This is a genomic window from Metabacillus idriensis (assembly GCF_050483325.1).
In the GTDB taxonomy this organism is placed as follows: domain Bacteria; phylum Bacillota; class Bacilli; order Bacillales; family Bacillaceae; genus Bacillus_P; species Bacillus_P idriensis_A.
Genome location: NZ_JBCMYF010000017.1, coordinates 113,691 through 138,322, shown reverse-complemented (window position 1 = coordinate 138,322; position 24,632 = coordinate 113,691). Strand labels below are relative to the sequence as shown.

Below are 24,632 nucleotides of genomic sequence, written 5' to 3'. Positions count from 1 at the left end.
TATTATCATGCAAAAAAAATCACTTCATCTGCGAAGTGATTTTTTCTTTGATTCGATTTTGACGTACGACCAGAAAATAAGGAAAGAGATTCCAATCAGGCAGCTCAATCCCCAAAAGATGTTTGCATAGATCGAGGAAACCGGAATGCCTTGCTGCCATTCAATCAATATACCTGAGAGAGCAACGCCAAAAGCCCCTCCAAAGAATTGAATCAGCTGGGTCAGTCCCATGCCAGATCCAATTTCATCCTCCGGCAGGATGCGGGATGCCTCATTGGCTATACTTGAAGTTAAGCTTGAAAAACCAGTGCTCATAAACATATAGGCAACCAGGATGGCGTATGGGGAGTTTCCGGCAAACAAACCCAAAATAAGCAATGAAATCAGCAGCATCCCATGGCCAAACGAAATCAGCGGTACATTTCCAAACTTGTCAATCAGCCTGCCGATGAATTGGGCTGCAACAGCAGACAAGATGGCACCGGGAAAAATAATGAGTCCGATGGCTGCAGGATCCTTTTCAAACAGTTCTGTCAGAATAATCGGCATCATAAAGAGTGCTGAAAAATGAATGATAAAGCCTGAAAAAGCAGCTGCCGCGAGTTTCACATACTGCTTATTCCTGAACAGCGAAGGCTGAACAAACGGAATGCTGACTTTATGGATATGCTTCCAGAGAATGAACAGCATCAGCAGTGTTCCTGCCAGAAGCGGCAAGGATAAAGTGGATAAAAAGAGCAGAAGTCCCGTGACCCCGAGTCCTGTAAGCAGCCCGCCGACTGAATCGAAATGCACTTTTTGCACGTCCTCTTCCGGCAATAGCTTTTTGAACATCGGAAGAAGAAAGACAACAAATCCAGTAATGACAAAAAGGTAATTCCACCCGAGATAGGTGGTAATCGCTCCTCCGATGACCGGACCAAGGCCGAAACCAAGCGATGCTGCAGAAGAAATCAGCGACATCGCCTTTCCCCTTCTTGAAATCGGAATGTATTTTCCGGCAAGAACCATCGCAAGACCCGGAACAGCTCCCGCCCCTGCTGCCTGCAGAACTCTTGCGAATAAAAGCAAATAAAAGCTATGTGAAAAAAAACCGATGATAGAGGCTGTTCCAAGCATCGCAAGCCCGATGGCAAGCAGCCTTGATATAGGAAGAAAATCTGACAGGCGGCTGTATGTCAGCGTTGATATGGCAAAAGCAATTGAGTACCCTGACACAATCCATGAGGCTGTGCCTGATGAGAGAGACAAATCATGAAGTACACTCGGCAATGCAACATTAAACATTGTCGTGTTCATCACCACGAGCCAAACGGTTAAGCTCCAAAGCAAGACAATTTTGTTTTCATGCTTTAAGCCGGGGACTGATAAACTTCTCTCTGCAGATATAGTTGACATGCGATCCCGCCTTCAGCTAATTATTTCGTTTACCTAAAGAAATATATACTCCGCCGGCCGAATACGTCAACTAATTTGCATCACAAAAATACCGGACAATCATAGCCTGACGGACTCCGTTTTGACTGAAATCTAACTGAGAATATTTATTTGCATAAAAAAAGGCTAACCTTGTTCTGGTTAAGCCCCTAACTGTTTAATTGGCTTCCAAAACAGGATAAGCCTAGGTATAAATAATAATGTAAGCGGGTTTGACCACTCCGTTAGAATACTGTTTTCATTTCGGCTGGTTTTAAAAATTGGCTGTTTTCGCATAAATTGTAGTTTTTGGTTTCCCTCAATAAATTTGGTTATTGTGGAGCGAAGTAGAATCAAATGCATGTTATGATTCCACGATTTAGGTTTTTGCACGGAAAAGTGGAATCAACCGCACGCTATGAGAACAAAATTCCAGAACGGCAGCTGTAAAATGGAATCAACCAATTCCCTCTATTCTCCAGAAGAAGTCAAGTTGCTTTTGCTGCATTCACTTATGGTTATAACTTCTAGCCTAAAAGCAACAATCCTTACGAAAAGAGCCTGAAACTTTAATGAAACAGGCAATAGAAAAAGGTCGGACTCAGGTCCAGAACCTTTAATCATTGATTTGCAGTTATAAACTTTGACCAGCGTCTATCCCAGTGGAACTTTTCCCCTTAACCTGCTTTAACGTCGCTACTATAAGAAAGCTGACAATCACTAATAGAAGCCATGAACTGACCTTTCCAATATGAACGAGACTCCATGCATCGGTTTGGTTTGGATATTCCCAGGCTCCAAAAAACGTTGCGATATTTTCGGCTATCCATATAAAAAAGCCGATGAGTACATAAGAGAGGACTAGCGGCATACGGTAACGTGTTCCACCTACCTCGTATGTAACCCTTGATTGCCAAAAGACGATTATTACAAGTCCAAATAGCCAAAAGCGGACGTCAATCCAATAGTGGTGCGTAAAAAAATTTAAATATATGGCAGCGGCAAGAGATACAACTGCCAAGAACGGCGGCCATTTAACAAGCTCAACTTTAAGCCTCCTCCACGCCTGGCAAAGATAACTCGCTACACTTGCATACATGAATCCGCTGTATAAAGGTACCCCAAGGATTTTAAAATATCCTTCCTCTGGATACGACCAGGAGCCCATATGCACCTTAAAAATTTCAAGAGCAAGCCCGATAAGGTGAAATAAGGTGATAACCTTTAGTTCATCACGTGTTTCAAGCCCGGAACGCACCATCCCCCACTGCATCAGAAGGCAGATGAGGAGCAGCCAGTCATACCGCGGCAGGAGAGGAAGCGGCAGGATTTGTGTAATCGCCAAAGAGGCAAAAATAACGACAGGAAACAAACATGACAGGGCCTGCTCCCATCCAAAACGAACGAGTTGTTTGATTGCTCTCATGACTTTTGCCTCCATTTTTTCTGAATAAAATGTGCGTCCTGTTTAGTTGGTGTCATCATCACTTCGGTATTCTAAAAGATCTCCCGGCTGACACTCTAAAGCCTTGCAAATCGCCTCTAATGTTGAAAGCCTAATGGCCTTTGCCTTCCCATTTTTCAAAATGGAAAGATTAGCCATTGTTATACCAACCCTCTCCGAAAGTTCGGTTACGCTCATTTTCCTTTTAGCCAGCATCACGTCAATATTGATTATAATCGCCATGTTATTCACCTCAGACCGTTAAATCATTTTCTGATTTTATATCAATTGCCTCTTTTAATAGCTTTTGGAGAACAGCTGCAAACACCGCAACTACAAATGAAGCAAAGATGATGACCAATCCGATTAATAGGATGCCCGGGGCGTCGTCCATCTCCGCCATGAGATAGAACAGGGGCATTCCCAGTCCATACAGGATACTAATACTGAAAGCACAGAATTTTATTTTCTTTAAAGCTGCTACAGATAATTCCGAGAATGCTTCATTCCTGTCGATATAGCTTAAAAGTTTAAAAGCCTGATACAGAGCAAAATAAAAAGGTATCGCCGAAGCATACAAATCAATTAGAACGAGATATTGCAAATAAGCAAGATCTGGATACAATTCCGCTGCAAAAGCCGCTATCTCCGGCACCAAAAAAATGCACAAAGCAAGAACTGGAATTCCAATTAGAATGACAGCTATCTTTAAAAAAAGTGTTGTTCCCCGATCCATCAAATCACCCCACGAAATATTTTCAATTTGAATTTAACATATTATTTATTGATTTACAATAAATATTTATTTATTTTTATAATGTTTTTGTTGTGAAACACACAAAATCCATTCAGTCTCTTGTCGCCAGACGCTGGCAGCATTTCAACTTTACCGCCGAAACAAAAGTCGCCTTTTATCCAGACACATTTCAGCAGCCTGCCGGACTAGAAAACTATTACAATACACAAAGTTGGTCCGCGAATGCACGCAGACTTTGTTTATCGTTAAAAAAGATTTACGTTAAAAAACACATGATCGCCCTCGTTAAAGAGTTTCATGTGTTTTTTTGCCTTTACTGGTTTAACTTATTGTGCGCACGTTGAGAATACAAATTAAGGTTGTTCCTCTTTTTAGAAACATAAAAAAAACACGGAGCATTCCGCTCCGTGTTTCTTTCATTACTTAGACATCCATTCTGTATGGAAAATACCTTCTTTATCTGTACGCTGATAAGTATGAGCTCCAAAGTAATCGCGCTGTGCCTGAATGAGGTTGGCAGGAAGCGTTTCTGTACGGTAGCTGTCATAGTATGATAGCGCAGCTGAGAAGCTAGGCACAGGTACTCCTTGCTCAATCGCAACTGTTAAGACCTTGCGGAGTGCTCCCTGGTAGCTTTCTGCAATTTCTTTAAAGTATGGATCAAGCAGCAGGTTTGCAAGGTCTGCATCACGGTCATATGCGTCTTTGATTTTTTGCAGGAATGCAGCGCGAATGATGCAGCCGCCTCTAAAAATCATGGCGATATCGCCGTACTGAAGATCCCACTTGTATTCATCTGAAGCAGCTCTCATTTGAGCGAAACCTTGTGCATAAGAACAGATTTTACTCATATAAAGTGCTTTGCGCACAACTTCAATCAATTCTGCTTTGTCGCCTTCATAAGAAACAGCTGCAGGTCCTGATAAGATTTTGCTTGCTTTCACCCGCTCATCCTTCATGGCAGAAATGAAGCGTGCAAATACAGACTCAGTAATAATCGGCAGAGGAACACCTAAATCAAGAGCGCTTTTGCTTGTCCATTTTCCAGTACCCTTTTGGCCTGCAGTATCCAAGATAACATCTACTAGAGGCTTGCCTGTCTCTTCATCTGTTTTCGTGAAGATGTCGGCTGTGATTTCAATTAAATAGCTGTCAAGCTCGCCTTGATTCCAGTCTGCAAATACTTCATGCAACTCCTCTGCAGATAAACCAAGAACATTTTTTAAAATGAAATAAGCTTCTGAAATCAGCTGCATGTCACCGTATTCAATGCCGTTATGAACCATTTTCACGTAATGGCCGGCACCATCAGGGCCGATATATGTAGTACACGGATCTCCATCAACTTTTGCAGAAATCGCTTCGAAAATAGGTTTTACTAGATCGAATGCTTCTTTCTGTCCGCCAGGCATAATAGATGGTCCTTTGAGAGCCCCTTCTTCGCCACCGGATACACCAGTGCCGATGAAATGTATGCCGCTCTCGGCAAGCTCCTTGTTGCGGCGCTGAGTGTCTGTATAAAGCGTGTTTCCGCCGTCAATTAAAATATCCCCTTTGTTTAAATGAGGAAGCAATTGTTCGATAGTAGCATCTGTTGCAAAGCCCGCTTTGACCATTAACAAAATTTTGCGGGGAGTTTCAAGTGATTGAACAAATTCTTCAACGCTGTATGTACCAACAAGATTTTTACCGCTGTTTTCTTTCAGCATTTCCTCTGTTTTTTCAGAAGAACGATTATAAACCGATACGGAATATCCGCGGCTTTCTATATTAAGAGCGAGGTTTTTGCCCATGACGGCCAAACCGATGACGCCAATTTGCTGTTTTGACATAATTTTACTTCCCTTCTCAATCAATTTTTTTAAAGTCAGAGCTCATGTATACATGCACATGGATTCTTCATGTAAAATAACACAGGAGCCTTGCTTTTATCAAGTAAAGCACCTTGCTCATTCCCTTAAAAAATCTTTATTAAAACTTGTGCCGCTTGTTTTATCATCTTCTGATTTGTCTACTTTCATCCCGCGTTTCACCATGCTGCCGCCATATTTTCTATTAATATCTTCAATGGTTTTGTAAAGCGGTTCTTTTTTGGCATCCTCCTGAAAAGAAAAAAGATCCAGCTGCTTATATGCTTCCTCTTTCAAAACGAGATCCTGGCATGTGATCCCAAGAAGACGGATCGGTTCACCTGTCCAATGTTTATCAAAAAGAGCTTTAGCATGTGTAAAAATATCTTCTTTCTCTATAATGGAGCTGTTCAGCTTTTTACTCCGGGTAAATGTGCTTCTGTCAGAATAGCGAATTGTCGTGAAGATTTTCGTGCCGAGAACATCCTTTCGTTTCATTCTGCTGCTTACCGATTGGGCCAGACGGTTCAGTGTTTCATAGATAATTCTCGGCTCTGTTGTATCTTTAGATAATGTAGTTGAATTTCCAATGCTTTTAAAATCGTAGACAGAGTCAGGGTTTACCTCTCTGTCATCGATTCCGTTCGCTCTTTTTTTCAGCCTTTCGCCATTAATTCCAAGAAGCTGCTTTAACCCGATCGCATCAGCATCAGCAAGGTCCTTTATAGTTTGAATACCAATTGTTCTTAATTTATCGGCGGTTTTTTCGCCAACCCCATGCATCTCGCTTACAGGAAGCGGCCAAAGCGTTTTATCCAGTTCACGCTTTCTGAGTACTGTAATGCCAAGCGGTTTTTTCATATTGGATGCCATTTTGGCGAGAAATTTATTAGGTGCGACGCCGATGCTTGCAGGCAGCAAAAGCTCTTCCATCAGCCTGTCCTGAATAGTCTTTGCGATTTGAAGAGGATTTCCCTCCTTTAAAAACTCCGTTAAATCCATATAACCTTCATCAATTGAAACGGGCTCTACAAGATGGGTAAACTCCCGCAATAGATCGAACATGGCTTTAGATGCTTTTCTGTAGCGGTCAAAATTTGGTTTGCGCACAATCAGTTCAGGACAATGGCGTTTCGCCTGCCAAAGCGGCATGGTTGTTTTTACTCCCTTAGCCCTGGCCTCGTAACTGCAAGTAACCACAATTCCCTTTCTTTCTTCAACGTTCCCTGCAATGGCAAGCGGCTTTCCTCTGAGTTCGGGATCAAATGCCATTTCAACCGATGCATAAAAGCTGTTCATGTCCACATGAAGAATGACTCTTGGCCCGCTTTGCTCTTTCATTACGGTTCAACTTCTTTCCAGACTGTTGTTACTGTTAAGTTTACCATAATAGCAGGAAACACCGCCAACGGAGATTGTTCTCACACTGATCAGCACCCCATCCATCATTAAAAGATTGACAAATTGATGCTTGTCAGAGTAAATTATATCTTGTGTGTTTTTTTATACTGCATAAATAAATAACAAGCTTAATCTATCCAGAGCGGGGGAATCATGCAATTGGTAATCCATTTACCTTGGGGTGAATCCTTTAAACAAAGGCAGGGAACTCTCAATCCCGAATCCGACAGTTAACCCCGTATGCTTTATTGAGAGAAAGAACTTTAGTAAATAAAGACCTTTCTTTCTTAAGAATGGTCTTTTTTTGTATTTTCAGACAACTTAGAGGGGGTACATACATGAAGAAATTTAAATTGGGACTGGCTTCCCAAATTTTCATCGGTTTGATAGCAGGAATTTTGGTAGGTGTTGTTTGGTTTAACGATCCGCGCGTTGCAGCGTTTCTGCAGCCGCTTGGTGATTTATTTCTCCGGTTAATTAAAATGATCGTCATTCCCATTGTCATTTCCAGCTTAATTGTCGGGGTTGCCGGTGCCGGCAATGGAAAACACGTCGGTAGGCTTGGCGGAAAAACCATCCTTTATTTTGAAATCATTACTACTGTTGCGATTGTTCTTGGAGTACTGCTTGCAAATGTCTTCCAGCCTGGTCAAGGTGTTGACCTTGAGTCTGCTCAAAAGACTGATATTCAGCAGTATGTCGATACGTCTGAGGAGCAAAGTGAAAAATCGGTAGCGGAAACGTTCCTTCATATCGTTCCGACAAACTTTTTTAAATCTGTCGTTGAAGGAGACATGCTTGCCATTATCTTCTTCTCTGTCCTGTTTGGGCTTGGGGTTGCAGCCATAGGGGAGCGGGGAAAACCTGTCCTTCAGTTTTTTGACGGCGTCTCGCACGCGATGTTCCACGTTGTAAATCTCGTGATGAAAGCGGCTCCGATTGGTGTGTTTGCCCTAATTGGCGTAACCGTGTCCAAGTTCGGGATTGATTCCTTATTGTCTCTCGGAAAATTAGTTTTGCTAGTATACGCTGCCCTGATATTCTTTTTGATCGTTGTTTTAGGTGCAGTTGCCAAATGGGCGGGTGTGAATATCTTTTCACTCCTCCGCTACATTAAGGACGAATTACTTCTGGCATTCAGTACATCCAGCTCTGAAACTGTCCTGCCCCGCATAATGGAAAAGCTTGAAAAGATGGGATGCCCTAAAGGAATCGTTTCATTTGTCGTTCCGATTGGCTACACCTTCAACCTCGATGGATCTGTGCTCTATCAGGCAATCGCTGCCTTGTTCCTTGCTCAGGTTTACGGCATTGAATTGACAATTGTACAGCAATTGACGCTGATCTTAGTCTTGATGGTCACTTCAAAAGGCATGGCTGCAGTTCCAGGCACATCATTCGTAGTCCTGCTTGCTACCCTTGGGACCATCGGAATTCCTGCAGAAGGACTTGCCTTTATTGCAGGTGTTGACCGCATCATGGACATGGCGCGTACAGTAGTTAACTTAGTTGGAAATACATTGGCTGCGATTGTCATGTCAAAATCAGAAGGAAAATACAACCGTATTAAAGCGGACGAAGTGATGAAAGCAAGTGCATAAAATTTGGCTGCCCCCGGAGATTTTTCTGGGGGTTTTTTATTTAAGTGGTTTATTTCCCTCTGAAATCGATATTCAGTTTTCGAGGGTACGATTCACTCGCTTTCTTACCCCCTAAAACCAACATATCAGTTTTCGAGGGTACGATTTCACCGCTTTCTTACCCTCTGTAATCGATATTCAGTTTTCGAGGGCACGATTCACTCGCTTTCTTACCCCCTAAAACCAACATTCATTTTTAAAGGGTACGATTCCCCATCATAGCAAAACACACCATTCAACAATGAATGGTGTGTTTTCATCTGAATCTATTCACTTGCACTCCACCTTATCAAATCCAAACCTTTCAAGAAACTCATTGTAGGCTTCCATTCTCCCAAGAATTTTCCCTTTCTCAAGTTCATTCAGGTTATTTTGAAGAAGCTTGCAATTCTCTTCCGCTCTCGTTTTCACATAGGAAGCAATAGCGCTTTCATTGAATGTATTCATATTGTCACCTCTCCTTAATATGGAAAGTACCCCGCTGCGCTCTTTGACAAACTATTATCAGCACATTGAAAAAACCCTTCACCTGTATAAACGGCAAAGGGCTTTGCGCTTACTTCTTCCAATTTTTCTGAATAAATTCTTCTCTTCCAGACTCTTCTCTTTCTTGCTTATACTTCTCGGGATTTTTAGCATAAAACTTTTGATGATATTCCTCTGCATGGTAAAAAGGAGCTGCAGGCAGGATTTCAGTTACAACCGGCTTTTTAAAGCGGCCGCTTTCTTCAACCGCAGCTTTTGACTGCTCTGCTTTTTGCTTTTGTTCTTCTGTATGATAAAAAATGGCTGTGCGGTACTGGCTTCCTCTATCAAAGAACTGTCCGCCGTCATCTGTCGGATCAATTTGCGGCCAATACAGCTCAAGCAGTCTTTCATATGAAAACAGTTCAGGTTCAAAAGTAATTTCTACAGCTTCCCTATGTCCCGTCTCACCTGTTTTAATTTGTTCATAAACAGGATCTTCCATGTTTCCGCCTGTATAGCCGGAAACAACCTCAATGATTCCAGGCTGCTCGTCAAACGGCTTGACCATACACCAGAAACATCCACCGGCAAACGTTGCTTTTTCCCGCTTATTCATGCATGACACCTCATCTTTCTAAATAAGAAACAGCAGGAGCAATCGCTGCGCCTGCCATTCTTTTTGGGTTATTCGCCTTTAGCAACTTCTTTAATGATAGCAATAACGAGTTCAGCTGTTTTGACAAGCTCTTCTATCGGCATCTTTTCATTTGTTGTATGGATATCTTCGTATCCTACTGCCAAATTCACAGTTGGGATGTCAAATCCCGCAATCACATTGGCATCACTGCCACCGCCGCTTGTTTGAAGCTCGCTTGTGCGTCCGATTGCTGCAGCCGCTTTTTTCGCGACTTCAACAACATGATCACCCTCGCCAAATTTAAATCCTGGATACATCACTTCAATATCGACTTCAGCCCGTCCGCCCATTTCAGCAGCAACGCTCTCAAAAGCCTCTTTCATTTTCGCCACTTGGGCTTCCATTTTCTCAGGAACCAAGGATCTTGCTTCAGCTAAGATATTCACATGGTCGCAAACGATGTTTGTTTGCGTGCCTCCTTCAAAACGGCCAATATTAGCTGTTGTTTCTTGATCAATTCTGCCTAAAGGCATTTTTGCGATCGCTTTGGATGCAATGGTAATCGCAGATACGCCTTTTTCAGGAGCGACACCGGCATGAGCCGTTTTGCCAAAGATGGCTGCTTTTACTTTAGCCTGTGTTGGAGCGGCTACAATGATTGTGCCGACTTTTCCATCACTGTCTAATGCATAACCGAATTTTGCCGTGATTTGAGAACCATCTAAAGCCTTTGCGCCTACAAGGCCAGATTCTTCACCGGCAGTAATAATAAATTCGATTTTTCCATGTGCGATGTTATTTTCCTTTAAAACGCGGACGGCTTCAAGCATCGCGGATAAACCAGTTTTATCATCAGCACCTAAAATCGTTGTTCCATCTGTCACAATGTAATCATCTTTAATGGATGGCTTAATGCCTTTTCCAGGAACAACTGTATCCATATGTGACGTAAAGTAAATTGGATCCACTCCGTCCTTTACAGCTTCAAGAGTACAAATTAGATTTCCTGCTCCATGCCCAGTGACTCCAGTTGTATCATCTTCCACTACATGAACTCCGAGTGCTGAAAACTTCTCTTTTAAAACTTTTGCCATTTCTGTTTCGAATTTCGTCTCTGAATCAATTTGAACAAGCTCCAGAAATTCATTAACTAAGCGTTCTTGATTAACCATATGTATTTCCTCCATAAATTGTATTAAAGCGGAATATTTCCATGCTTTTTGACAGGTCTTTGCTCCTGCTTTGTCCGCAGCATTTCAAGCGCCTGAATCAATTTGATTCTTGTATCCCGCGGATCAATGACATCATCGACCATGCCCTGACTTGCAGCAACATACGGATTTGCGAATTTCTCTCTGTATTCTTCGATCTTATTCGCTCTTGTTTCCTCAGGATTATCACTGTTTTCAATTTCTTTAGCGAAAATAATATTCGCAGCACCCTGAGGACCCATTACAGCAATCTCGGCATTCGGCCAAGCAAACACAAGATCCGCTCCGATGGATTTGCTGTTTAATGCAACATATGCTCCGCCATAGGCTTTCCGCAAAATAACCGTCAATTTAGGAACGGTTGCTTCTGAATAGGCATATAAAATTTTTGCTCCGTGTCTGATGATTCCCCCGTGCTCCTGCTTGATTCCAGGGAAAAATCCCGTTACATCTTCAAATGTAATAATCGGAATCTGGAAAGAATCACAAAAACGGATGAACCTGGAAGCTTTATCTGAAGAATCAATATCGAGCCCGCCTGCCATATACTTTGGCTGATTGCAGACAAGTCCTACGACTTCTCCTTTTATTCTTGCAAAACCGACGACAATATTTTTCGCAAAGTCCTTTTGCACCTCATAAAAAGAATCTGTATCAGCGACTTCTTGAATCACCACTCGGACATCATAGGGTCTGAGCGCATCAAATGGAATGCAGTCTGTCAGATTAGGACGATAATCAGATTCCTCTTCGAATGGCAAAACAACCGCCTTTTCCTGATTATTTTGCGGCAAATAAGTGATTAATTTTCGAACTTGAGAAAGCACCTCTTCTTCTGTTTCACCAGAAAAATGGGCATTTCCGCTGATTGTATTATGTACTTTAGCTCCGCCTAAATCTTCGGAACTGATTTTTTCGCCTGTTACCGTTTCAATCACTTTAGGACCTGTTATAAACATTTGACTCGTTTTCTCGACCATAAAGACAAAGTCTGTAATGGCAGGAGAATATACAGCACCGCCTGCACAAGGACCAAGGATAACCGAAATTTGTGGAATCACGCCTGAGTAGATGGTATTGCGGTAAAATATCTGCCCATATCCATCTAATGATACCACACCTTCTTGAATTCTAGCACCTCCGGAGTCGTTCAGGCCAATGAAAGGCGTTCCGGTTTTCGCAGCAAGGTCCATGACTGCAGCAATTTTCTTGGCATGCATTTCTCCAAGTGCGCCTCCAAAAACGGTAAAATCCTGTGAGAATAAGTAGATTGGCCGTCCGTGGACTTTGCCGTAGCCTGTGACAACTCCGTCTCCAGGTCCTTTTTTCCCGCTAAGGCCAAAGTCATTGCAGCGGTGCTCTGTAAAAGGATTCATCTCGACAAACGTGCCTTCATCTACTAATAAATCAATTCGTTCTCTTGCTGTCAGCTTTCCTTTTTCATGCTGTTTTTCAATGCGTTCATCACCGCCGCCCATTTCCACTTCACGTCTTCGATCATATAATTCATTTATTTTATCGAAAATATCTATGCTCATCGAACAGTACCCTCTTTCTTTTCACATAGTTCCACTAATACACCATTTGCAGCTTTAGGATGCAAAAAAGCGATTGAAGCGCCGCCTGCACCGTTCCTTGGAGTTTCATCTATCATTTTCACTCCATTATTCCGTAAATCTTCAATCCGTTTCTTTATATCATCCACACCTAAAGCCAAATGATGTATGCCTTCTCCCCGTTTTTCAATAAATCGGGCTACAGCACTGTCCTCTGATGTGGGCTCAAGCAATTCAATTTTTGTCTCGCCTATTTTCAGAAAAGCGACTTTCACCTTTTGCTCTTCCACGTGCTCAATGCCCTGAAGCTGTAATCCAAGAGTCTCCTCATAAAACGGAAGCACCTCAGAAATGGAACGCACCGCTACCCCTATGTGATCTACCTTTTTAATCATCTCTTCCCTCCTCTTGTTGAAAACGCTTAACTCTTATGAACATGACTTACTTCTTTATTTACTGTCAATATTCCTGCTGTTTCGACTAAAATGTGCAATTTTGTTCATAACTCCTCCCTTGTCCAGCCCATTTATTCACGTTAAAATATAGAAAGAATCCTGCATAGGAGTGAAGATTATGTCTAAAAGATTTCAAAAAGTGATCATTTATTTGATGCTTGCCGTGATGATTGCCACAACATTGCTTGCTGGGATGAGCATGTGGTTTTAATATGAAATGCGGCGCCGACTGTTTAGCCTAGGCATGGCAGATAAGAATCCGGCAGGAAAGGCGCTTTTTGCCTTTGCTGACGGATTTGTTCTGACCGAGGGGTTAAGAGGCAAAGCTTTACAACTGATAACCGGCAGCTTATAACAAAAAGGTGATTCCCTCATTGGGAACCACCTTTTTTCATTGCGCCTTTTTCAGCTGCTAATTCTTCAAACGGCTTATTGTTTTTTGTAATAAATACTTTTGTGCCGATTGGAATATGTTCAAAGAGGATTTCTACTTCCTCATTATACATGCGCACACATCCCTGGGTCACAAAGGAGCCAATTGAATCTTCATTGTTCGTTCCATGAATGCCATATGTTCTGCCATCAGAATTTTCTGCATCAAATCCAATCCACCTGGTCCCAAGCGGGTTTTCAGGATCACCGCCCTGAATATTCTTTTTTCGATAATACGGATCTTGAGCTTTCACAGTGATTGTAAATTCACCTTCTGGTGTGAGCTCTTCATTCTTGCCTGTCGCAACATCAAAGATTTTTATAACCTGGCCATTATCTATATATGCAAGTTCGTTCGACTGCTTATTGATAATGACATATGGATCACCTACAGATGGATTTTCTCCGAGCGGCCAAAGCGGAGAGAGAAACAAGATGGAAAGAAGCAATACTTTCATGATGAATCACCCTTTTTTCTTTATGTTGCACTGGAAGGATGAAATTCATGCTCTGCAGATATGCCTTTAAACTGGCTTTTTATGACAAGATACTGCTCCATTTCCCTTACAAAGTGCAGAAGAGCGGCTCTTGCTTCAAATTCTTCCCGTGTTTCTGGAAGCGGCATTTCTTCAAAATTTTTTCTCATATGATGAAGTTTGACTAAAAACTTGTGTGCCGTATTGCCGGGGTGTATCGCTTCTCTGACTTCCTGAATAAATTCAGCGATGATTTCAGCCTGATCGACCGTTACATTAACGGAAGTGATAATCGGAAGGACACGTTCAATAATTTCAAATTGTTTTTCTCTCATTTTGAAATAATGGTAATAGAGATTTTCATGCCTCATAAAATGGTTTTCGACGTCTCTGAATGCCAGAGTTTTGGCTTCGTTTATTAAGAGAGCGGTCTCAGTTATTTCTTTTCCATCCCATGAACTGTCGTTTGATAGTAAATATTCCTCAATCTCAAGAAAAATTTTCGAGAGATTATCTTCAATTTTCAGCTGATATTCTTTCAGTTTTTTATCAACACTCGGCATATAAAGGTTCATAATCAGGGCAACTCCTATCCCGGTTGAGATAAGCGCAATTTCATTCAAAACTAGACTGAACGTAATATGAGAGGATGTGTATAAGTGCAAAATGATAACGGAACTTGTCACAATTCCTTCTTTTGCACGGACAATCACTGTCACAGGAATAAAGAACAATAAAAGAAGTCCGATAACAAATGGATAATAGCCAATTCCTTCAAAGAAGATAAATGAAAAGAGAATGGCAATTAAACAGGCAAAAAATCTTGCCCAGGAAGTCTGCAATGATTTCTTCTTTGTTACTTGAATGCAGAGAATCGTCAGTATTCCTGCTGATGCGAAATTATCGAGCTGAAACAGCTGTGCCAGACTGATGGCAATCGCTGCTCCAAATGCAGTTTTAAGCGTGCGGTATCCGATTTTAAACATTTTCTTTCCCCTTGCTTCATCATTCTGTTTGTTAGTGTAACCAAAAAGAAGAATGATTTTTAAATAAGTCTTATGTGCGCTGCTGTGGTTTAATATGAACAGCTCATTTAGTGGTGTTTCTTTTCAAATTAGTATGTATAAATGAGTACGGCCAACCCTTATTAAAACTCCAAAAAGAAAAAGATGATCATCATGATCATCTTTCACTTTAGGATTATAGCATTTTTTCAAGGAAAATTTGAGCACGTTTCGTTTTAGGATTGGTGAAAAACTCTTTTGGCGGCGCATCTTCCACTAAAATACCCTCATCGAGAAAGAGGACTCTGTCTGCTACTTCTCTTGCAAATCCCATTTCATGGGTTACAATCGCCATTGTCATCCCGGAAAACGCAAGATTTTTCATAACTTCCAATACTTCCTTTACCATCTCCGGATCAAGAGCAGAGGTAGGTTCATCAAACAGCATAACTTCAGGATTCATTGCAAGCGCCCTTGCAATTGCAACCCGCTGCTTTTGTCCGCCTGACAGCCTGCTTGGGTATTCATGAGCTTTTTCAGCTAGACCGACTTTCTTTAAAAGCTCGTGACCCTGTGCTTCTGCTTCCTTTTTGGAAGTTCCCTTAACCGTTAATGGTGCGTATGTTAAGTTTTCCAAAACGGTTTTATGAGGAAAAAGATGAAAATGCTGAAAAACCATCCCCACATTTTGACGAACTTTATTAATATCTGTTTTTGGATTTGTAATATCATGATCCTTTATCCAGACATGTCCGTCTGTTGGATCTTCCAAACGATTCAAACAGCGCAAAAAGGTGGATTTTCCTGAGCCTGAAGGACCGATAATCGCGACAACCTCTTTTTCAGCAATTGATGTGGTAATTCCTTTAAGCACTTCTAATTTACCAAATGACTTATGAAGATTTTCTACTTTAATCACTGCGCGCCATTCTCCTTTCAACGAGTTTGCCAAGGAGTGTTAAGATGATAACCATGACATAATAGATGAAACCCGCAATTAAGATCGGTTCAAAATAACGGTATGTTTGGCCACCGACAATATACGAACTTCTCATGATATCCTGTACGCCGATAATGGTTACAATCGCAGATTCCTTTGTGAGCGTAATGAACTCATTCATCAGTGCAGGAAGAATATTTTTGATGGCCTGAGGAAAAATGATGTCTTTCATCATTTTTGAGTAAGGAACACCTAGAGCCATTGCAGCTTCGCGCTGGCCTTTATCGATTGCCATGATGCCTGCTCTGATTACCTCAGAAATGTATGCGCCAGAATTCAGGGCAAATGTTGCAACTGCTGCTGGATACGGATCAATCTCAAAGCCGAGTATTTGCGGTGCACCATAATAAATGATTAATAATTGCAAGATAAGCGGCGTGCCGCGAAAAACGGATGTATATGCATCTGCAATCCACATCAGCGGCTTAATTCTGCTGATCTTGAGCAGAGCAAGAATGACAGCAAGAATAAATCCAATTAAAGCAGAAAGCCCTACAATTTTCAATGTAACCGGTATCCCCTGAAGGATAAAAGGAATGGAGGGCGCTATAGCCGGAAAATCCAGATTCATTTTTCATGACACTCCTTTCTGTATAAGGAATTAAGAAAAGCGCAATCGCCTGTTTAGCGCAGGCAGACAGATAAGGATCCGACAGAAAAGGCGCTTTTTGCCTTTACTGTCGGATCCGTTCTGGCCGAGGAGCCTGAGCGTTGGAGCTAGACACCAATGCGCAAAAATTTTATGCTTTTTTATTTCTTAAAAAACGTTCAACAATCGTTCCGTTGAGCGTTTTTTTATGTTAACTTATTTTTCTTCTCCGCCGAACCATTTCACGACTAACTTTTCAAGTTCGCCGTTTTCTTTCATTTTCTGAAGCTCTTTGTTGAATTCTTCTGCATGTTTGCTGTCTTTAGGGAAAGCAATCGCAGAACCTGCTTCTTCTGTTTCACCGTCTTCTATTGTCACACCTTCTAGTTCTTTATCCTTTTCAAAGTAGCCTTTTGCCACTGTGTCTTCAATAATCGCTGCATCAAAACGGCCTGATTTCATTTCTTGGATCAGTTCAGGAATTCTGTTGCGGTTTTCAACTTTGATGTTTACCTCTTTAGCGATTTCCTCTGCTTTGCCTTCTTGAATCGAAGCCAGCTGGACGCCGACTGTCTTTCCTTCTAAATCTTCAACAGATTTAATGCCGCTGCCTTTTGGAGAAATGATCATATGCTTAGCAGTATAGTAAACATCTGAGAAATCCACGCTTTTTTTGCGTTCTTCAGTCGGTGTCATCCCTGCTAAAACAATATCAGCCTTGTTAGCCTGAAGTGCTGGAATTAAACCAGTGAAATCCATGTCCTGAACTTCAATTTCATAGCCAAGCTCTTTGCCGATTGCTTTTGCAAGGTCAACATCAAATCCGATGATCTCGCTGCCTTTTGCTGTGTCAATATACTCAAAAGGAGGATAATCCGCCGATGTTGCCATCTTTAAAACTTTTTTCTCTTCTTCAGATCCATTGTCTGAAGATCCGCATGCAGCAAGTACTCCAATCACTAAAATAGAAATCATACCTAATAATAGCTTTTTCATTTTTTTCCCCCTGTATTTTTCTTAAAATTCTAAATTTAATAATATTATCTTCTATAGAATAATATTTTACAAGTGTTTTTTTGTGGATAAATATCCGGCTAAATGTATTTTAACACATACTTATAAATATGCAATATATAGATAAATAATTTATTTTTATGCAGTAATATTATAGTGAAAAAGAATGTTAAACTTTTCAAGAATAAAAAGATCCCAAAAAAAAACTGCCGTTAAAACGGCAGTTTAGATTTCTTCGCAATGCTGATCAAAAGCTTCTTGAAGCTTCGCTACAACACTCATCGGATCATGTCCTTCAATTTCATGGCGCTCAACCATAGCCACAAGCTTGCCGTCTTTTAACAGGGCAAACGATGGTGATGAAGGCGGATAACCAGTGAAATGTTCTCTTGCATATGAAGTTGCTTCTTTATCCTGTCCTGCAAACACAGTAACAAGACGGTCAGGTCGTTTATCATAATGAACAGAGTGAGCAGCTGCAGGTCTTGCTATACCGCCTGCACAGCCGCATACCGAGTTGACCATCACAAGAGTTGTTCCTTCTTGCTTAAATGTTTCTTCCACCTCTTCAGGTGTAGTTAATTCTGTATATCCTGCAGCCGTGATTTCTTTTCTTGCCTGTGCGACTACATCATTCATAAACATATTAAAATCGATATTCACGTTATAACCTCTCCTTTACTGACAATACATCCATTTTACCAAGAGTTGCGGCAAATGACCACTGAAATGCGGAACCGCTGTTTAGACCCGACAGACAGATAAGAATTCACCCGAAAAGTCCGGTTTTGACTTTTTGGGGGAATTTGTTCTGGCCGAGGAGCTGGGCGGTGGAGCTGGACACCACTGAAATGCGGAACCGCCTTTTTAGCTCTGAAAGACAGTTAAATTGGCACTTATCTGCTTAAAAAAGCAGAAATAAGTTCTTTTACACTGCCTGAAACCGGACGCTTTCCTTCTACCACATCTTTTTCATAGCGCTGCATATTGCCTTTTATATAAGTATGCTGAAAAAAATGATGCTTCAGCTGTTGCTCAATCATTTCATAGAGCCATTCCTTCTGCTGAAGCTTCCTTCTGCCTTCGAACATTCCGCTTTCTCTTGTTTTCTGTGAAAAAACATTAATTGTCTCCCATATTTCCTGTATCCCTTTTTCATGGAGGGCAGAAGCGGTCACTGCTTTCGTTTCCCAGCCTTGTGTATAGGATTTTAGAAAATGAAGAATATGATTGTACTCATGCTCAGCTTTTTTTGCATGATCACGATTATCGCCATCCGCTTTGTTGACGACTACAAGATCGGGAAGCTCCATAATTCCTTTTTTCATCGTCTGCAGCTCATCACCGGCACCGGTCAAAACCAATAAGAGGAAAAAATCAACCATTCCTCTTATGGCAAACTCACCCTGTCCGACACCAACCGTTTCAACAAGGATCACATCATACCCTGCTGCCTCGCAAACAATGATGGATTCCCTTGTTTTCCGCGTGACGCCTCCAAGTGTTCCGCTTGATGGAGAAGGTCTGATAAAGGCATCCTGATTACGCGAGAGCCTCTCCATTCTCGTTTTATCTCCCAGTATACTGCCTTTTGAAACTTGACTGCTCGGATCGACAGCAAGAACAGCCACTTTGTGTCCGAGACTGCACAAATACGTCCCGAAAGAATCAATAAAAGTGCTCTTTCCTGCACCAGGAACCCCTGTGATCCCAATTCGTATCGAAGAAGTCTCTTTTTGCTGGAGTTCTTCAATCATCTGCTGCGCTTTTTCAAAATGCTTTTCGGCATTGCTTTCCACTAGAGTAATAGCCTGGGCAACAGCCACTCTGTCGCCATTTAAAACACCTGCAATATAGTGCTCTGCGCTCTTTTCCATACTTCCCGCTTTTTTCCGCTTTTGAGGACTTCCTGTCATTCGTCTGCATCCTCATAGCCAAGTCTTTCGTAAATTTTCTCAAGCATAACCTTTGCTGCATTCGGAATAACAGTTCCTGGTCCAAATATAGCAGAAGCTCCGCTGTCTAATAAAAATTCATAATCCTGATACGGGATAACGCCTCCGACAATCACGACAATGTCTTCTCTGCCAAGTGTCTTCAATTCTTTTATCAATTGCGGAAGAAGGGTTTTGTGGCCTGCTGCAAGAGAACTCATGCCGACAATATGAACATCATTTTCAACTGCCTGTGCAGCTGTTTCCGCCGGTGTTTGAAATAATGGACCGATATCCACATCAAAACCAAGATCTGCATATGCCGTTGCCACAACCTTTGCACCGCGGTCATGACCATCCTGGCCCATCTTGGCGATTAAAATGCGCGGTCTTCTTCCTTCCAGTTCGGAAAATTCATCCGTCATTCTTCTTACACTTTCGATTTCTTCTTCATTTGAAAATTCAGAGCTGTACACGCCGCTGATGGAACGGATCACTGCCTGATGCCGTTTGGAGGCCTTTTCAACTGCATCGGAAATTTCGCCTAAAGTTGCTCTTTCTCTCGCTGCCTCAACAGCAAGCGCAAGCAAATTCCCTTCTCCGCTTCTGACAGCCTCTGTTAATGCTTCAAGTGCCAGGTCCACCCTGTCCTGATCACGTGCCTCTTTCAAAGTCTGAAGCCTTTCAATCTGTTTTCTTCTTACGATTGTATTATCAATATTCAAGATTTCAATCGGGTCCTCTTCCTCAACTTGAAATTTATTGACGCCGATAATCGTTTCCGTTCCTGAATCTATCTTAGCCTGCCGTTTAGCTGCCGCTTCTTCAATTTTCATTTTAGGAAGCCCTGTTTCAATCGCTTTTGTCATTCCGCCAAGGTTTTCCACCTCTTCAATATGCATCCAAGCCTTGTCCATCAGCTGTTTTGTAAGAGATTCTACATAATAAGAACCCCCCCATGGATCGATTACATCGCATATGCCGGTTTCCTGCTGCAAATAAAGCTGCGTGTTTCTTGCAATGCGTGCAGAGAAATCAGTTGGAAGGGCAATGGCTTCATCCAGTGCATTTGTATGCAGTGACTGGGTATGTCCCATAACAGCAGCATGTGCTTCAATGCATGTTCTGGCAACATTGTTAAACGGATCTTGTGCTGTCAAACTCCAGCCTGAAGTTTGGGAATGTGTTCTGAGAGCCAGTGATTTAGGATTTTCAGGATTAAATTCTTTGACAATTTTGGCCCACATTAGCCTTGCCGCCCTCATCTTTGCAACTTCCATAAAATAATTCATGCCGATTGCCCAAAAAAAGGAAAGTCTCGGAGCGAATTGATCAATATCAAGACCTGCTTTTAATCCTGTCCGAATATATTCAAGTCCGTCAGCAAGTGTATAAGCAAGCTCGATATCTGCAGTGGCCCCCGCTTCCTGCATATGATAGCCCGAAATACTGATGCTGTTGAATTTTGGCATATTTTCCGCTGTATATTCAAAAATATCCCCGATAATCCTCATGGATGTTTCTGGAGGGTAAATGTATGTATTCCGGACCATATATTCTTTTAAAATGTCATTTTGAATCGTGCCAGCCAGTTTCTCCTTAGGAACACCTTGTTCTTCAGCTGTCACAATATAAAAGGCCATGATAGGCAGAACAGCTCCATTCATCGTCATTGATACTGACATTTGATCGAGCGGAATCTCATCAAAAAGGATTTTCATATCGAGAATGGAGTCAATAGCTACGCCTGCTTTCCCTACATCCCCTTCAACCCGCGGGTGATCAGAATCGTACCCTCTGTGGGTCGCGAGATCAAAAGCAACGGATAATCCTTTTTGTCCCATGGCTAAATTCCGGCGGTAGAAAGCATTGCTGTCTTCTGCGGTTGAAAAACCGGCGTACTGCCTGATTGTCCATGGTCTGTTCACATACATGGTGGAGTAGGGCCCTCTCAGAAAAGGCGCAATGCCCGGATAGCTGTCCAAATAAGGCATATTTTTTCGGTCTTCTGAAGTATAAGAAGCTTTTAAGGGAATCCCTTCATTGGATTGAAAAGGTTCGGCAGCATGAACGTTTTCCTGATTCTTTTCGGCAGAACTGCCGCTGATCAAGTCTACATTGGCAAGATTAATTCGATTCATATTACGATACCCCCAATTGAAGCTGCAATTTTTTTAAGAAGGCATAAACATCCATTCCATGATAGATGCATTCATGAATGCCGTGCTGCTCAAGTTTATCTTTATCAAGCCGTCCCGCTGCGTAAACAATAACGTCTTGCAATCCCTTTATGAAATCAAGCGATCCGTACGCCTCATCTTTCCCGCAGATGATAATTGGTTTGTCCGGCACTTCCTGCTGATCAGGTTTCAAAATCACAGCCTCTATACCTCCTGCAGAAAGCATTCCTGTTACAAAATCAAGCCGCGGCTTATAATCAAGCAGCTTTCCAAGCACTAGGACCTCCACTTTTGGATAATGGCCGAATCTGCTTTTGTATCTGCCTGAATCGGCCCTGAGACCTTCAAATTGTTCTGCAAGTCTCTTTGATAACAGATGAGTTAATTTTTCATTTGATTTATCACCTGTTAATGCTGCATTTATTTCACTTGCTTTTACTGTATTTGCGGCTTTCATCCATTCTTTCAATGATAAGGCGCTTTCAGTCCCGCCTGCTTCTGCAATCGGTGTTTTTCTTTCAGTTTTTTGAATTTCCAGCTCAGGCTCCTGCAAATTCGCATAATAGTTCGTTCCAATCAGCTGCACTTTTCGTTTACTGACATCTTCCAGTCTCAGTGTCAGAAGGGTACGCAATTTTTCCTGAATATAATTTTGCCTTGCTGCCTGCACGAATCCGCCCATCGTTTCAATACACTGAATTTCCTTCCAGGCAAGTTCCGCAAGCTCTTCAGTAAGCTCTTCAATGTACCATGAACCCCCTGCAGGATCGGCAACTTTAGACAAAAGACTTTCTTCTTTCAAAATATAATGAGTGTTTCTTGCAATTCTGTCACCTGTTTTGCTGACGTCACCAAGCACTTCATCAAAAGGTGCAATAGTTAAGCTGTTCACCCCGCCGATAGCAGCTGAAAATGCTTCTGTAGTTGCTCTCAGCGAATTTACGTGCAAATCGTGCTTTGTCTTATTGAATGCTGATGAAGCAGCATGCAATACTAGAGGATGGAGATCTGCACTTGCCCCAAATGCTGTCATAATGGTTGCCCATATTTTTTTAGCCGCTCTGAATTTAGCAATCTCCATAAAAAAATTAGATCCGGCAGAAAACGTAAAACCGATTTTGTCTGCAAGCTTTCCGATGGAAAAACCGCGTTCTTTTAATGTATTTAAAAGCTCAATGGCATTAGAAAACGTAAATGCCAGCTCTTCTAATGCGGACCCGCCTGCATTGTGAAAAATTTCACCGCTGAATAATACTGCTCTTACATTTGGCAAATTTTCCTGATCGAGTATATCGATCATTTCCGCCAGACATTCTATTTTCTTCTTTAAAGAAACAGGGTCAGATTCGCTGATCCATTCACCGTATGGATCAAAAGCAAACAAGCCTTTACAATCTTTATTTTTCAAATAGGTTATCATTAATGGGAAGAATCCGATATTGCCCTTCAATGAAAGATGGAATTCTATTTGTTCCAAGTCAATGCCTTCAAACGCTGTGCAAATGTTCTGATAGGTTTCCAAATACCCAATGTCTTCTAAGTGAATGATATCCTGGCCCCGCTGCATGGCTTCGCGAATTTCATCATTTAACTGTTCAGGTGTTTTTGAGCGCTGAAGTTTTTGGCTGACAGACCAATCATTTCTTTTCTGGGCAGCGGTCCCCCTATTTTCCCAGCTGGATTGCGTGTTGTGCTCAGTATATAATGGACTTAGAGTAATTCCTTCATATGTTTTTCTGGAAAGACTTTGAATGCTTTTCCCCTTTAAAGCTTTCTCTGCCTCTTCCACCCACATTTGTTCGGATGCTTTTTCAAAATCATTTATTTCGTGATTGATTCTTTGCTTCATACTCCCGCTTCCCGGATAGGAAGCCCACCCCCTTGACGCAAAAGAATGCGTTTACATTTTTGAAAATAGTAAAAACTTAATCTATTTCATTTTATTATACCTCTACGCAATCAGCAATTCTATTTCAATATTGTAACCTTCAAGCTCATTCAGACGTATGGATCTAAAAAATGTTTCAATTAAAGTAAGAGAGGTTAATTTAAAGAAGAAGAGTAAATTCGGAGAAAAAAAGAAACGCAAAAAACGGGGGAATTGGTTAGTCGACACTTTAGTTGAGTGTATCGGCTTGATTGAATATTTAATCCTTCTTCCGTTTAGAATTCTCATTTACATTGTAAGGTTTTTTATCAATTTATTTAATTTTTAAACCTATTCTGCAAGCTCATAAGGGGTTTTTTTATGGCGAAATATAAAAAAGGCATGCTGATTTATAATGGAAATGCCGGCCAGAAGGACGCTGAAAAAACACTTGGCATCTGTGTTCCGATTATTTCTCTGCATGTGGAACAGCTTTTGCTGCTTCAAACTTCAAAACCTCTGGATGCACAGGAATACTGCAGGAAACACGGGGAAAACATGGATATCGTGATTATACTTGGCGGAGATGGCACAGTACATGAATGTATAAACGGACTCGGCGGACTGATTCATAGACCGGTTATCGCCATTTTGCCCGGCGGCACTTGCAATGACTTTTCAAGAACACTCGGTATTCCTCAAAACTTAAAGAAAGCTGCTGAAGCATTATTTGAAGGTGAGATTCGCGGAACAGACGCTGCAGAAACCAGCGGGGGCTACTTCCTCAACTTCTGGGGAATCGGCCTTGTTGCGGAAACATCTGAAAATATTAATGACACAGAAAAAGCACTGCTCGGAAAAGTCAGCTATTTTCTAAGCGCGTTTAGAACGATTAAATCCATGAAGCCTTTTCACTTCAGACTGAAGCTTGATGACACATGGATTGAAGAAGAAGCGATCATGGTGCTGATTGCAAATGGCAAATTCATCGGCACAAATATGCTGCCTCATCCTGATATCAAAATCGATGACGGCTATGCTGATATTTTCATTATTAAAGAAGCGAATTTTTCCCTTATTAAAGAAGTGATGACAATGAAAGAAAACATTGACTGGAATCATATAGATTCTCAGCTGATGCACTATCAGGCGAGAAGCATGCATATTGAAACAAAGGAAGAAATGAGTGTCGATACTGACGGTGAGATTTATTCAAAAACACCCGAAACGATTACAATCTTGCATAACCATTTTCAAATGCTTTCTCCTAAGGAGCCATTATAAGAAAAACGCCATCATAT

Annotated in this window: 23 protein-coding genes, 1 pseudogene and 1 riboswitch; of the genes and pseudogenes, 4 read left to right on the top strand and 20 right to left on the bottom strand. The window is 41.6% G+C overall.

The window, feature by feature from the left end:
• Window positions 1–24: 24 nt before the first annotated feature.
• The 4 genes from ABEQ24_RS11365 to ABEQ24_RS11350 form a co-directional block, all read right to left on the bottom strand.
• Window positions 25–1,398 (bottom strand): MFS transporter, encoded by a 1,374-nt coding sequence (locus ABEQ24_RS11365; RefSeq protein ID WP_430006896.1) that lies wholly within the window; start codon window positions 1,396–1,398, stop codon window positions 25–27.
• A gap of 652 nt (window positions 1,399–2,050) precedes the next feature.
• Complete coding sequence (locus tag ABEQ24_RS11360; RefSeq protein WP_430006895.1) at window positions 2,051–2,842, bottom strand: DUF817 domain-containing protein; 792 nt, start codon at window positions 2,840–2,842, stop codon at window positions 2,051–2,053.
• Between the two features lie 42 nt (window positions 2,843–2,884).
• On the bottom strand, window positions 2,885–3,103 hold the full coding sequence (locus ABEQ24_RS11355) for a helix-turn-helix domain-containing protein (protein WP_430006894.1): 219 nt from the start codon (window positions 3,101–3,103) through the stop codon (window positions 2,885–2,887).
• A gap of 10 nt (window positions 3,104–3,113) precedes the next feature.
• Complete coding sequence (locus ABEQ24_RS11350; protein ID WP_430006893.1) at window positions 3,114–3,596, bottom strand: DUF2975 domain-containing protein; 483 nt, start codon at window positions 3,594–3,596, stop codon at window positions 3,114–3,116.
• A 113-nt stretch (window positions 3,597–3,709) separates the two neighbouring features.
• Between ABEQ24_RS11350 and ABEQ24_RS11345 the strand changes: the two are divergent.
• A pseudogene (locus ABEQ24_RS11345) lies at window positions 3,710–3,838 on the top strand (hypothetical protein); the annotation flags it as partial.
• A gap of 198 nt (window positions 3,839–4,036) precedes the next feature.
• On the opposite strand, the gene gndA reads toward ABEQ24_RS11345, so the two are convergent.
• Together gndA and ABEQ24_RS11335 are read right to left on the bottom strand one after the other, a co-directional pair.
• A complete protein-coding gene (gene gndA / locus ABEQ24_RS11340; protein WP_430006892.1) occupies window positions 4,037–5,449 on the bottom strand; it encodes an NADP-dependent phosphogluconate dehydrogenase in 1,413 nt (470 codons plus the stop codon).
• 117 nt (window positions 5,450–5,566) lie between these two features.
• Window positions 5,567–6,808 (bottom strand): DNA polymerase IV, encoded by a 1,242-nt coding sequence (locus ABEQ24_RS11335; RefSeq protein WP_430006891.1) that lies wholly within the window; start codon window positions 6,806–6,808, stop codon window positions 5,567–5,569.
• A 175-nt stretch (window positions 6,809–6,983) separates the two neighbouring features.
• Window positions 6,984–7,128, top strand: a riboswitch (cyclic di-AMP (ydaO/yuaA leader).
• 78 nt (window positions 7,129–7,206) lie between these two features.
• Here ABEQ24_RS11335 and ABEQ24_RS11330 point away from each other — a divergent pair.
• Entirely contained in the window at window positions 7,207–8,469 is a 1,263-nt protein-coding gene (locus tag ABEQ24_RS11330) for a cation:dicarboxylate symporter family transporter (RefSeq protein WP_430006890.1), read from the top strand.
• Window positions 8,470–8,778: 309 nt separating this feature from the next.
• Here ABEQ24_RS11330 and ABEQ24_RS11325 read toward each other — a convergent pair whose 3' ends face one another.
• From ABEQ24_RS11325 to mce, 5 genes are all read right to left on the bottom strand, one after another.
• Window positions 8,779–8,955, bottom strand: coding sequence for a hypothetical protein (locus tag ABEQ24_RS11325; RefSeq protein WP_430006889.1), 177 nt, complete (start codon window positions 8,953–8,955; stop codon window positions 8,779–8,781).
• A gap of 109 nt (window positions 8,956–9,064) precedes the next feature.
• Window positions 9,065–9,592 carry a peptide-methionine (S)-S-oxide reductase MsrA gene (gene msrA, locus ABEQ24_RS11320; RefSeq protein WP_430006888.1) on the bottom strand — a complete coding sequence of 176 codons (528 nt, stop codon included), beginning with the start codon at window positions 9,590–9,592 and terminating at the stop codon, window positions 9,065–9,067.
• A 68-nt stretch (window positions 9,593–9,660) separates the two neighbouring features.
• Window positions 9,661–10,785, bottom strand: coding sequence for a M20/M25/M40 family metallo-hydrolase (locus tag ABEQ24_RS11315; protein ID WP_430006887.1), 1,125 nt, complete (start codon window positions 10,783–10,785; stop codon window positions 9,661–9,663).
• 23 nt (window positions 10,786–10,808) lie between these two features.
• Window positions 10,809–12,356 (bottom strand): acyl-CoA carboxylase subunit beta, encoded by a 1,548-nt coding sequence (locus ABEQ24_RS11310; protein ID WP_430006923.1) that lies wholly within the window; start codon window positions 12,354–12,356, stop codon window positions 10,809–10,811.
• Window positions 12,357–12,358: 2 nt separating this feature from the next.
• Window positions 12,359–12,775 (bottom strand): methylmalonyl-CoA epimerase, encoded by a 417-nt coding sequence (gene mce, locus ABEQ24_RS11305; RefSeq protein WP_430006886.1) that lies wholly within the window; start codon window positions 12,773–12,775, stop codon window positions 12,359–12,361.
• Window positions 12,776–12,953: 178 nt separating this feature from the next.
• On the opposite strand from mce, the gene prli42 reads away from it, so the two are divergent.
• Window positions 12,954–13,046, top strand: a complete 93-nt coding sequence (gene prli42 / locus ABEQ24_RS11300; protein WP_430006885.1) for a stressosome-associated protein Prli42 — start codon at window positions 12,954–12,956, stop codon at window positions 13,044–13,046.
• 160 nt (window positions 13,047–13,206) lie between these two features.
• Here prli42 and ABEQ24_RS11295 read toward each other — a convergent pair whose 3' ends face one another.
• The 9 genes from ABEQ24_RS11295 to ABEQ24_RS11255 form a co-directional block, all read right to left on the bottom strand.
• Window positions 13,207–13,725 carry a L,D-transpeptidase gene (locus ABEQ24_RS11295; protein ID WP_430006884.1) on the bottom strand — a complete coding sequence of 173 codons (519 nt, stop codon included), beginning with the start codon at window positions 13,723–13,725 and terminating at the stop codon, window positions 13,207–13,209.
• Between the two features lie 20 nt (window positions 13,726–13,745).
• Window positions 13,746–14,729: an aromatic acid exporter family protein gene (locus ABEQ24_RS11290; RefSeq protein WP_430006883.1), complete on the bottom strand. Its 984-nt coding sequence runs from the start codon at window positions 14,727–14,729 to the stop codon at window positions 13,746–13,748.
• Between the two features lie 214 nt (window positions 14,730–14,943).
• The gene (locus ABEQ24_RS11285; RefSeq protein WP_170292815.1) at window positions 14,944–15,666 is read right to left on the bottom strand and encodes an amino acid ABC transporter ATP-binding protein; all 723 of its coding nucleotides are present in this window, start codon (window positions 15,664–15,666) and stop codon (window positions 14,944–14,946) included.
• Complete coding sequence (locus tag ABEQ24_RS11280; RefSeq protein WP_430006882.1) at window positions 15,659–16,318, bottom strand: amino acid ABC transporter permease; 660 nt, start codon at window positions 16,316–16,318, stop codon at window positions 15,659–15,661. The genes ABEQ24_RS11285 and ABEQ24_RS11280 overlap by 8 nt, the downstream gene beginning before the upstream one ends.
• 234 nt (window positions 16,319–16,552) lie before the next feature.
• Window positions 16,553–17,332 carry a transporter substrate-binding domain-containing protein gene (locus ABEQ24_RS11275; protein WP_430006881.1) on the bottom strand — a complete coding sequence of 260 codons (780 nt, stop codon included), beginning with the start codon at window positions 17,330–17,332 and terminating at the stop codon, window positions 16,553–16,555.
• Between the two features lie 243 nt (window positions 17,333–17,575).
• Window positions 17,576–18,013 carry a BrxA/BrxB family bacilliredoxin gene (locus ABEQ24_RS11270; protein ID WP_430006880.1) on the bottom strand — a complete coding sequence of 146 codons (438 nt, stop codon included), beginning with the start codon at window positions 18,011–18,013 and terminating at the stop codon, window positions 17,576–17,578.
• Window positions 18,014–18,246: 233 nt separating this feature from the next.
• Window positions 18,247–19,266, bottom strand: a complete 1,020-nt coding sequence (gene meaB / locus ABEQ24_RS11265) for a methylmalonyl Co-A mutase-associated GTPase MeaB (protein WP_430006879.1) — start codon at window positions 19,264–19,266, stop codon at window positions 18,247–18,249.
• Complete coding sequence (scpA, locus tag ABEQ24_RS11260; RefSeq protein ID WP_430006878.1) at window positions 19,263–21,425, bottom strand: methylmalonyl-CoA mutase; 2,163 nt, start codon at window positions 21,423–21,425, stop codon at window positions 19,263–19,265. The genes meaB and scpA overlap by 4 nt, the downstream gene beginning before the upstream one ends.
• A gap of 1 nt (window position 21,426) precedes the next feature.
• Window positions 21,427–23,313, bottom strand: coding sequence for a methylmalonyl-CoA mutase family protein (locus ABEQ24_RS11255; RefSeq protein ID WP_430006877.1), 1,887 nt, complete (start codon window positions 23,311–23,313; stop codon window positions 21,427–21,429).
• Between the two features lie 399 nt (window positions 23,314–23,712).
• Between ABEQ24_RS11255 and ABEQ24_RS11250 the strand changes: the two genes are divergently transcribed.
• The gene (locus tag ABEQ24_RS11250; protein WP_430006876.1) at window positions 23,713–24,615 is read left to right on the top strand and encodes a diacylglycerol/lipid kinase family protein; all 903 of its coding nucleotides are present in this window, start codon (window positions 23,713–23,715) and stop codon (window positions 24,613–24,615) included.
• Window positions 24,616–24,632 lie beyond the last annotated feature (17 nt).

What these genes read in the sequence shown, in the direction of transcription:
- ABEQ24_RS11365 (WP_430006896.1), bottom strand. Translation starts at nt 1,398, where the DNA reads ATGTCAACTATATCTGCAGAGAGAAGTTTATCAGTCCCCGGCTTAAAG.
- ABEQ24_RS11360 (WP_430006895.1), bottom strand. Translation starts at nt 2,842, where the DNA reads ATGAGAGCAATCAAACAACTCGTTCGTTTTGGATGGGAGCAGGCCCTG.
- ABEQ24_RS11355 (WP_430006894.1), bottom strand. Translation starts at nt 3,103, where the DNA reads ATGGCGATTATAATCAATATTGACGTGATGCTGGCTAAAAGGAAAATG.
- ABEQ24_RS11350 (WP_430006893.1), bottom strand. Translation starts at nt 3,596, where the DNA reads ATGGATCGGGGAACAACACTTTTTTTAAAGATAGCTGTCATTCTAATT.
- gndA (WP_430006892.1), bottom strand. Translation starts at nt 5,449, where the DNA reads ATGTCAAAACAGCAAATTGGCGTCATCGGTTTGGCCGTCATGGGCAAA.
- ABEQ24_RS11335 (WP_430006891.1), bottom strand. Translation starts at nt 6,808, where the DNA reads ATGAAAGAGCAAAGCGGGCCAAGAGTCATTCTTCATGTGGACATGAAC.
- ABEQ24_RS11330 (WP_430006890.1), top strand. Translation starts at nt 7,207, where the DNA reads ATGAAGAAATTTAAATTGGGACTGGCTTCCCAAATTTTCATCGGTTTG.
- ABEQ24_RS11325 (WP_430006889.1), bottom strand. Translation starts at nt 8,955, where the DNA reads ATGAATACATTCAATGAAAGCGCTATTGCTTCCTATGTGAAAACGAGA.
- msrA (WP_430006888.1), bottom strand. Translation starts at nt 9,592, where the DNA reads ATGAATAAGCGGGAAAAAGCAACGTTTGCCGGTGGATGTTTCTGGTGT.
- ABEQ24_RS11315 (WP_430006887.1), bottom strand. Translation starts at nt 10,785, where the DNA reads ATGGTTAATCAAGAACGCTTAGTTAATGAATTTCTGGAGCTTGTTCAA.
- mce (WP_430006886.1), bottom strand. Translation starts at nt 12,775, where the DNA reads ATGATTAAAAAGGTAGATCACATAGGGGTAGCGGTGCGTTCCATTTCT.
- prli42 (WP_430006885.1), top strand. Translation starts at nt 12,954, where the DNA reads ATGTCTAAAAGATTTCAAAAAGTGATCATTTATTTGATGCTTGCCGTG.
- ABEQ24_RS11295 (WP_430006884.1), bottom strand. Translation starts at nt 13,725, where the DNA reads ATGAAAGTATTGCTTCTTTCCATCTTGTTTCTCTCTCCGCTTTGGCCG.
- ABEQ24_RS11290 (WP_430006883.1), bottom strand. Translation starts at nt 14,729, where the DNA reads ATGTTTAAAATCGGATACCGCACGCTTAAAACTGCATTTGGAGCAGCG.
- ABEQ24_RS11280 (WP_430006882.1), bottom strand. Translation starts at nt 16,318, where the DNA reads ATGAATCTGGATTTTCCGGCTATAGCGCCCTCCATTCCTTTTATCCTT.
- ABEQ24_RS11275 (WP_430006881.1), bottom strand. Translation starts at nt 17,332, where the DNA reads ATGAAAAAGCTATTATTAGGTATGATTTCTATTTTAGTGATTGGAGTA.
- meaB (WP_430006879.1), bottom strand. Translation starts at nt 19,266, where the DNA reads ATGACAGGAAGTCCTCAAAAGCGGAAAAAAGCGGGAAGTATGGAAAAG.
- scpA (WP_430006878.1), bottom strand. Translation starts at nt 21,425, where the DNA reads ATGAATCGAATTAATCTTGCCAATGTAGACTTGATCAGCGGCAGTTCT.
- ABEQ24_RS11255 (WP_430006877.1), bottom strand. Translation starts at nt 23,313, where the DNA reads ATGAAGCAAAGAATCAATCACGAAATAAATGATTTTGAAAAAGCATCC.
- ABEQ24_RS11250 (WP_430006876.1), top strand. Translation starts at nt 23,713, where the DNA reads ATGGCGAAATATAAAAAAGGCATGCTGATTTATAATGGAAATGCCGGC.